The organism is Collinsella aerofaciens (assembly GCF_040920445.1).
Taxonomy (GTDB): domain Bacteria; phylum Actinomycetota; class Coriobacteriia; order Coriobacteriales; family Coriobacteriaceae; genus Collinsella; species Collinsella aerofaciens_BH.
The window spans coordinates 1-9,054 of the sequence record NZ_JBCOTQ010000068.1; the positions used below are offsets into that span (position 1 = coordinate 1).

8 protein-coding genes are annotated in these 9,054 nt (G+C 60.4%); 4 read left to right on the top strand and 4 right to left on the bottom strand.

The features are described 5' to 3' along the window. Positions 1–109: 109 nt before the first annotated feature. Entirely contained in the window at positions 110–793 is a 684-nt protein-coding gene (gene pyrE, locus AB5405_RS08970) for an orotate phosphoribosyltransferase (RefSeq protein WP_117848347.1), read from the bottom strand. A 121-nt stretch (positions 794–914) separates the two neighbouring features. Continuing rightward, positions 915–2,459, bottom strand: a complete 1,545-nt coding sequence (locus AB5405_RS08975) for a helix-turn-helix transcriptional regulator (protein WP_368138248.1) — start codon at positions 2,457–2,459, stop codon at positions 915–917. Between the two features lie 377 nt (positions 2,460–2,836). On the opposite strand from AB5405_RS08975, the gene AB5405_RS08980 reads away from it, so the two are divergent. The 4 genes from AB5405_RS08980 to AB5405_RS08995 all read left to right on the top strand — a co-directional run bounded on the left by AB5405_RS08980 (position 2,837) and on the right by AB5405_RS08995 (position 7,134). Continuing rightward, complete coding sequence (locus AB5405_RS08980) at positions 2,837–3,574, top strand: DUF4428 domain-containing protein (RefSeq protein ID WP_055310636.1); 738 nt, start codon at positions 2,837–2,839, stop codon at positions 3,572–3,574. A 24-nt stretch (positions 3,575–3,598) separates the two neighbouring features. After that, positions 3,599–4,921, top strand: coding sequence for a hypothetical protein (locus AB5405_RS08985; RefSeq protein WP_368138249.1), 1,323 nt, complete (start codon positions 3,599–3,601; stop codon positions 4,919–4,921). A 48-nt stretch (positions 4,922–4,969) separates the two neighbouring features. Then, the gene (locus AB5405_RS08990) at positions 4,970–6,211 is read left to right on the top strand and encodes an SPFH domain-containing protein (RefSeq protein ID WP_089573532.1); all 1,242 of its coding nucleotides are present in this window, start codon (positions 4,970–4,972) and stop codon (positions 6,209–6,211) included. Positions 6,212–6,291: 80 nt separating this feature from the next. After that, positions 6,292–7,134 (top strand): hypothetical protein, encoded by an 843-nt coding sequence (locus tag AB5405_RS08995; RefSeq protein WP_368138250.1) that lies wholly within the window; start codon positions 6,292–6,294, stop codon positions 7,132–7,134. A 110-nt stretch (positions 7,135–7,244) separates the two neighbouring features. Here the strand turns inward: AB5405_RS08995 and AB5405_RS09000 are convergent, their stop codons facing one another. Continuing rightward, complete coding sequence (locus AB5405_RS09000; RefSeq protein ID WP_138375254.1) at positions 7,245–7,865, bottom strand: response regulator transcription factor; 621 nt, start codon at positions 7,863–7,865, stop codon at positions 7,245–7,247. Beyond that, positions 7,862–9,054 (bottom strand): sensor histidine kinase (locus AB5405_RS09005; protein ID WP_368138251.1); only part of this gene is annotated, 1,193 nt, incomplete at its 5' end. The genes AB5405_RS09005 and AB5405_RS09000, both read right to left, overlap by 4 nt.

Consider the following 9,054-nt stretch of genomic DNA (forward strand, 5'->3'; position numbering starts at 1 on the left):
GAAAGGGCGCTGACCTTCTGGTCGCGCCCTTGAAGTTGAACGTCAGATTGTCCAAATGCGGCCCGCGCAGCGTCGAGCCGTTACGCGGGTTGGTAAACCCGCGTAACTACTACTCCCGTGCTCCGTACTGCTCGTAGTAGGCGTCGATGGCGGTCTTGAGCTCGTCATCGATGACAACCTTGCCGTCGATCTCGTGGTTGTAGAGGGTCTCGACGACCTCAGCCATGGAGACGATGCTCGCGACGGGGAAACCGTACTTGGCCTCGATCTCCTTCTGCGCGGTGGTCACACCGCCCTTGCCGACCTCCATGCGGTTGAGGGACACGATCAGGCCCTTGATCTCGACATCGGCAGCAGCCTTGACCTTGGGATAGGTCTCGTCGATGGACTTTCCGCTGGTGGTAACGTCCTCGACCATGACCACACGGTCGCCGTCCTTGGGCTCATAACCCAGCAGGTTGCCCTTATCGGCACCGTGGTCCTTGGCCTCCTTGCGGTCGCAGCAGTACTTGACCTCCTTGCCGTACAGCTCGTGGTAGGCAATTGCGGTCACGACGGCCAGCGGAATACCCTTGTAGGCCGGTCCAAACAGCACATCAAAGTCGTCGCCAAAGTTATCGTGGATGGCCTGAGCGTAATACTCGCCCAGCTTCTTGAGCTGATAGCCCGTCACGTAAGCGCCGGCGTTCATAAAGAACGGGGACTGACGGCCGCTCTTGAGCGTAAAGCTGCCGAACTTAAGGACGTCGGACTCGACCATAAACTTGATGAACTCTTGCTTGTAAGCCTCCATGCGGGCTCCTCTCGTAATTGCGTACGTGCTCTTCAGTTTAGCGCAGGCGAGGCGTCGATGTGGGCGTGCTTTGAGGCCACATCCCCCCGTTAGAGTAAGGAACTGGGCGGCGGCTCATACGCTAGTCCTTGGGCGTCCAGGACCAGAAGAAGTTGATAAGGGCCACGCGCGAGGCGGTGCCGGTCTTCTTGTTGATCGAGGAAATGTGACGATAGAGCGTGGAACGCGAAAGAAAGAGCGTTGTGGCGATGTCCTGAACGCTCTGGTCCGAAACGACCAAGACCTCAAGAATATCGCGCTCGCGCTCTGTAAGCCCAAAGGTGGCGACGAAGGCATCAAGGCGTTCATCGGACGTGAGCTCCGCTGCTTCCACGGGCTCGGAGTCGGAGCATGTGGGCGCAAGATCCCCACCAAGATCGTCGGTGGCAAGCGGCAGGCCATCCTGCATCACGGCATCATCGGCTCGTTGCCCCAACTGCCCCAGCAGCGTAATCGCAATGCCCACAAACATCACGAGCGCCGCACCGACCGCAGCCAGCACGTTTTGACTCGAGATGATCGCCACCGCCGGCGCCGTCACGAGCATCGAGCACACGTTGTTGACGACGCGACCCATGCACGGCCAAAAATATGACCAGCGCGCATAGAGCGAGACGGCGGCATATTTTGTGGTAAAGAACACCACGAAAAAGCCCGAGCCCAGATAAAAGATGATCGTGGCAGCGAGCTCGTTGCCGCCATTGCCATCGACGATGAGCACAAAGAACGAAAGCGTGGACAGTATGGCGGCACATGTCATGCCGATATTCATATACGAGCGGCCGTGCAGGTCAAATAGTGCGCCAGCGACCAACGAGCTCACGACAAGCAGCAGGCGCGGCCAATCGCCCAAATCGACGGCTCCGACAGCATGCAGGGTCGTGAAGCCTGCGTTGAGAGCGGCGAATACGCCGGAAAGATACGCCGTCGCCACGGTCACGCGAACTACGGCGCGACGGAATGCCGCCTTTGCCTCGGGATCGTCATGCCACTTGGCGCCATATTCCAGAGCATCTACCGAAAGCCCGGCAGCACTGGGTTCAAAGTTGGGATTGGACTCGTCGCGCAGCTTGGCGCGTCGGGCACCGTGGAGCAACGCCACCTGCGCGATCGCGCAGACGACCAGAACAGCCTGCTGAGGAATGCCGGCAGGCATCACCATGTGGTTGAGCACCTGCACCAGAACGCCCATGGCGTAGGAAAGTGCAGCCGCACGCGCCAAGCAGGGCGTCCGTGCAAAGCGCCGCGCAAAGTTTGCATGGGCAGTCGATCCGCAGTAGCCCAGCGCGCAGCACGCCACCAAACCGCCGGCAATTACCACCTCAACCTGAACCGCCATAATCAACAGCAGCAATGCCGCCACCAGCAAAACGCCCGTAACGTCACTCGTTGCTTCAATGGCATGGGGACGGCGATAGTACAGAATAGGACGCACAAAAAAGCCAATCACGCTCGCGCCGATGACAAGGCTCTCATAAATAACGACCTCGTTCGGAGACACGAACTCGGCCATGCGCACATCAAAAAGATACTCGCACGCCAAAAACGTGAAGAAGAACAGCGCCAGGCATATAATCTCCCGAATGCCTCGACGCAAATATGCGGTTGTGTCTCCCATGTCCCTCATGGTTAACCCCCAGCCGCTCAATTGTCTGGAAATCTATTTTAATAAAGAACCAGTCTCAATATCGAAGCCGAGCTCGAAATGCTGCAAATTTGACCCCAGCCGTTCACGTCACACCGCGGTTTTGAGCCTCATGGACCAGAAGGGACACGCGCGGCCTCAAGCTCGGCAAGGAGTGTCTCCAACTACCACTCATTTAAGTACGTCCCCAATGAGTGGCGCCCAGCGACTAGTCGTTTAAGAACGTCCCCGGCGACTAGTCAAAAATGGGCCATGTGTCCCAGCTGTGGAGACTCCTTGAGCCGTCTGGGTATCGCGAAGGATCGCGCACTCCCCCATCATCAAAAGTGACACACGCTACCAGTTGATGGGAGGCAGCCATGGGCTTCTTTGACAAGATGTTCGAGAAGAAAGAGTGCGCGATTTGCGGTACCGAGCTGGGACTTCTAGGTAAGACAAAAATCAATGAAGGCTACCTGTGCAAAGAGTGCGCCGGCAAGCTCTCCCCCTACTTTCACGGCTATCGCTCCAGCACCGCGGACGATATCCGTGAGCAACTCGCCTACCGCGAGGCCAACGCCGAGCGCCTGTCTTCGTTCAACCCCACGCGCACGCTTTCTGCCGGGCGCACCAATATTATGCTCGATGAGGACGCGGGCCTGCTGATCATCACTTCGCAGAGCCGCTGGCGCGACGCCAATCCCGACATCATCGAGTTCTCGCAGGTACTCGGCTGCGATATGGATATCGACGAGCAGCGCACCGAGATCTATCGCGAGACCAAGGACGGCGAGCGCGAGAGCTACAACCCGCCGCGCTACGACCTGGATTACGACTTTAATCTGACCATCCACGTCAACACGCCGTACTTTACCGAGATCAACCTGCGCGTGAACGACTCCACCATCGATCAGCGCGGCTCCATCGAATACCGCGAGGCCAAGCGCCAGGCAACCGAAGTCCGCGATGCGCTGGTGCAGCTGCGCCAGGAGACGCGCGACAGCGTCGTGGCCGCCAAGGCCCCCAAGACCGCGGTGACCTGCCCCTTCTGCGGAGCCACCACCATTCCCGATGCCAGCGGGCGCTGCGAATACTGCGGCGGCGCCATCGGCGCATAGCCCCCGGCACGGAAAGGACCGATCATGGCCTTCGAGAGCGTTAACTATCAGTGCCCTGCCTGCGGTGGCCCCTTGCATTTTGCAAGCGCCGAGCAAAAGCTCGTCTGCGACTACTGTGACTCGCGCTTTGAAGTCGAAGAAGTCGAGGCCCTCTATCGCGAGCGCCAGGACAAGGCCGATGCCAAAGCCGATGCGGCAGCCGCAACGCCCAAGCCTGCTGTCGACGATGCCGTGCAGGAGCTCGCCCAAAACGCCGGCTACATCTGCTCGTCGTGCGGCGCCGAGCTCGTGTCCGACGGCACCGTCGCCGTCACCACCTGCCCGTACTGCGGCAACTCCGCCGTGGCGCCCGGCCAGCTCTCTGGCGACTTCTCGCCCGACCTGGTAATTCCGTTTAAGCTCGGCCGCGACGACGTTATGGCCGCGCTCAAAGAGCACTACAAGGGCAAGATCCTGCTGCCCAAGAGCTTTGTCACCGGCAACCACATCGACGAAGTCCAAGGCGTTTACGTGCCGTTTTGGCTTTACGGCGCCCGCGTGGACGGCGAAGTGTGCTTCGATGCGACCAACGAGACCGTGACCGAGGAATCCGACCGCACCGTCACGACCACCGACCACTACGACGCCTACCGCAAGGGAAACATCTCGTTTAAGCGCGTGCCCGTCGACGGATCGTCCAAGATGCCCGACGGCCACATGGACGCCATCGAGCCGTTTGACTACGATGCCCTGCGCCCGTTTTCGGTCGCGTATATGCCCGGCTACATCGCCAACCGCTACGACGAGGACTGCGAAACCTGCAAGGCGCGCGCCGAACGCCGCATGGAGGAAAGCACGATCTCGGCCCTGCGCGAAACCGTCGTCGACGAATATGACGATGCCACGGTCGAAAGCAAGCAGCTCGACTACACCTGGGAAGACAGCGACTATGCCCTGTTCCCCGTGTGGATGCTTTCCACCTCGTGGAACGGCAAGAGCTACCTGTTTGCCATGAACGGCCAAACCGGCCGTATGGTCGGCGAGCTTCCTTGCTCCAAGCCCAAGCTCGCTATCGCCTCGGTGCTGTTCTTTGTGATCGGATTTGTCCTCTCCCAGATCCTCTTCATGGGTGAGAACGCCTTCGATCCGGATTACCTCACCTTTGATATCGAGGGCATCCTCATCAACATCGTCGCGCCGCTGATCATCGTGGTCATCGCAGACGTGCTGCTGGTGGGCCAGCTCAAGACGGCCAACGAGGCCACCCACGCCGATTGCTACTGTGGCGAGCTCGACCTGACCGAGAAGCACGACACCTTCAGCCACACCGAGACCACCGTTGTCATGAAGGACGACAAGGACGATTAACCATCCTGACCAATACCACCCGGCCTTTGACGAGAAAGGAAGATCACCATGGGACTCTTGAAAGCTGGATTGGGTGCTGCCGGCGGCGTCATGGCCGACCAGTGGAAGGAATTTATCTACTGCGAATCGATGCCCGCTGACGTCTTGGCCTGCAAGGGCAGCAAGCGCACCGGCGGCCGCAGCTCCAACACGCGCGGCGAGGACAACGTCATCTCCAACGGCTCGGTCATCGCCGTCAACGACGGCCAGGGCATGCTCGTGGTGCAAAACGGCAAGATCATCGAAGTCGCGCTGGAGCCCGGTGAGTTCGTCTTCGATACCGGCAGCGAGCCGAGCGTCTTTAGCGGCAACCTGGGCGACTCCATCAAGGAAACCTTTGCCAATATCGGCAGCCGCTTTACCTTTGGCGGCGACGCGGGCAAAGACCAGCGCGTCTACTTCATCAACACCAAGGAGATCATCGGCAACAAGTACGGCACCGCCTCGCCCGTGCCCTTCCGCGTGGTCGACAACAACATCGGTCTGGACGTCGACATCTCCGTGCGCTGCAACGGCGAGTATTCGTACCGCATCACCAACCCGCTGCTGTTCTACACCAACGTATGCGGCAACGTGACCGATAGCTACACGCGCGACAAGATCGACAGCCAGCTTAAGTCCGAGCTGCTCACCGCCCTGCAGCCCGCCTTTGCCAAGATCTCGGAGATGGGCATCCGCTACAGCGCCATCCCCGGCCACACCACCGAGCTCGCCCGCGCGCTCAACGAGGTCCTCTCTGCCGACTGGCGTGACCTGCGCGGCGTTGAGATCGTAAGCTTTGGCGTCAACTCCATCGCCGCCTCGCAAGAAGACGAGCAGATGATCAAGGACCTGCAGAAAGCCGCGGTCATGCGCGATCCCACCATGGCGGCAGCCAACATCGCCAGCGCCCAGAGCGATGCGATGCGCGCGGCAGCCGCCAACCCCAACGGCGCGATGGCAGGCTTTATGGGCATGGGCATGGCAGGTGGCATGGGCGGCATGAACGCCAGCCAGCTGTTCGCCGCCGGCCAGGCACAGCAGCAGGCCGCCCCGCAGCCGGCTCCGGCTCCCGCCCCCGCACCGGCTCCCGCCGCCGCACCTGCGGCCGGCACGTGGACTTGCAGCTGCGGCGCCACCAACACCGGCAAGTTCTGCTCCGAGTGCGGCAGTCCCGCACCCGCCCCGGCACCGGCAAAGTGGTTCTGCCCCAACTGCGGCAGCGAAAACGGCGGCAAGTTCTGCAGCAACTGCGGAACGCCCCGGCCCTAGCCCCTCTATCTGGTAATTGGCGGGGGATCCGCCACCCCCGCATTTGCTTCTATGGGTTTCGTTCGATGAAGGAGGACACCATGAAGACAACGTTCAAAAAGTCCGTACTCGCATTTCTGACATGCGTCCTGGCGCTCGCCTTTGCCCTGACGGGCTGCAGCGGCGGCGGCAAGGACCCCAAGGCCAACTTCGTCGGCAGCTGGCAGTACTCGGGTGGAACCTTGGATGGCGAAGAGCTCACCGATGAGTACATGGATATGCTCAAGGAGTGGGGCCTCAACTGCGTCCTGATCCTCGACGAGGACGGCACAGGCGTCCTCGATATGTTCCTTGAGGTCGCCGACCTGAAATGGGAAGCCAAGGACGCCACCACCGTAACGATCACCGCCGAAGATGAGTCGCACGACCTGAAGCTCAAGGACGACAAGCTCGTCCTTGAGGTGGAAGGCGACAAGCTTATCTTCACCAAGTCCGACAAGGATCTGTCCGGCACGGTGAAGAAGGATCGCGAGGCGGCCGAGAAGGAAGAAGAGGTCGATGAGGCCGTCGAAGACGACGACGTCCAGAGTGTCGAAATCTCCCCCGCCGTCACCGTCGCCGATGACGATCTGTGCACCATCACCATCACCGAGAAATTCAAGGACGACTGGGGCGACATCGGCTTTGTCGTCAACATCACCAACAAGAGCGACAAGGACCTGACCTTCTACGCTCCTTCCGGCAAGACAAACGTCAACGGCACCATGAAGGAACCCTGGTTCTCGGCTCACCTGATGCCCGGCACCAACGCCACCGAGGAATTCACGTTCTCGAACGGCGAGCTTGACAGCCTTGACGACCTGATCAACACGACCATCGGCATCGACGCCTACCTGACCGATTCCTACGAGGACGTCGCTTCCTACACCGCGACCATCGCGTAACGGCACGTAACATCGGCCGCGGATTGGCGGACACATCCGCGCACATGCCAGACGGGGCCGCAGGAGTTGATCCTGCGGCCTCGCCGCTTTATGCCGATGCGTAACGAGCGCTAGCGCTCCATGTTGGGAACGATGCTGCCCTCCGTTACTGCGCGCACGGCCAAGCGCATGATGTTGTCGTAGCCGGTCTTATTGAGAATCTCCGAGATGCGGCGTTTGATGGTGCCCTCGCTCATAAACAGCTCGGCCGCGATCTCGCGGCGGCTTTTACCCTCGCAGGCAAGGCGCAAGATCGACAGCTCGACATCGTCGAGGGCCGCCGTGCCCGAGAAGATGCTCTCGGGCGGCTTGGGAAACGTGCAGTAACCCGCCAGCGTGGAGCGCATCACGGCGAAAAGCTCGTCGATACCGACGTTCTTGTACACAAAGCTGTCGACGCCCGCCTCGCGTGCCTGGTCCACAAAGGTGATTTCGGGCATACCCGTCATGATAATGACGCGGCACTCGGGCAGTTGTTCTTTGATGCGCGCCGCCGCCACGATGCCGTTGGAATCGTGCTCGGTGCACACGTCCATCAGTATCATGTCCGGGCGCTCCTTAAGCACAACGTCCAAGGCATCCGAGGCGTCGGCGATCGCGGCAACAACCGTCATGTCGGGCTGGTCACCGACGGAGCGCGCGAGGCTCTCGCGCAGGATGGCCTGGTCTTCGACTATAAGGACGCGGATCATGAGCTTCTCCTTTGAGCTGTGGCGCTGGCGTTGAGCGGGATGGACACCGCAAGCGTAAAGGGCTGGGCAGCATGGACCTCTAGGCTGCCACCCAGATCTTGTGCGACATGCCTCATACCTGGGATACCCGTTCCCTCGCGATACGATACGGAGGCCGGGGACCCGTCGTTAGAAATCGTCATGTGCGCGATGCCGTCAGCATCCGCCCCCTCCTGCCACAGGCGCACATGGACCCGATGCGCCTGCGCATGCTTGGTGGCATTGGTCGAGGCCTCGCGAATAATCTGCAAAAATGCGGCGGCGACACGCGCGTCCTCAGGCAGCGCACCCTCGACATCGATCTGCACACTCACCAAGCCAAAAGCATGGACGATATCGCCCAGTTGCTCTGCCGGTTCGGCGTCGCCCCCGCTGCGCAGATCGGCAGCGATTGAGCGCAGCAGCGGGTCGATCTGCTCGAGCGACTCGTCGTCCAGGCGCCCCTCCTCCAAATAGCGATGGAGAATGGACAGGCGCTGCCCGATCACGTCGTGCACGCGAGCGCGCATACGCAGATAGGCCGCATTGTCAGCAACTTTTTTGACTTCTTCGATCTGGGCTTGGAGCTCTTGGCCCGCAAGCTCAAGCAGGTGGTTGGCTTGCGCTAGGCGATCATGGGCATGCGCATACTCTGTTACATCCAGACCGATAATGCGCTCGAAGAGGCGGCCCGAAACCATAACGTCATCGTGCACGAACAAGCGAATCTCGGCGGGAGAAACCTCGACCACAACGCGCGCCTCACCAAAGCGGTCCAGATTAATCCGCACGCGGTTCTGGCTGCTTTCGGGCATTTGCATGCTGAGTTTGCGCAGGTCGTTCCATGTACCGCTCATATCGCCTAGGTCGGTGGGCATATGAAGCTCCACCAGGTTTTTTCGCATGCAGCGGTTCATGAGCAGCGGACGGCCCCTCGGGTCCAGATACAGGATGCCCACGGGAATCACGTTGATGGTTTCGATCGTCGAGAACGCGGTGATATCCTCCTGGCGGTTGCGGACATCCATCAAGAGCGCCGCAATGGAGCAGAACAGGAAAAACGCTCCCTCTGCGATAAGGACCGTGGTCCACGCCGAGCCCATGGCAAAAACCACCGGCGGTGTCACGGCGGCAACGAGCAACAGTTCGGCCAGCATGACGGGGCGACGAT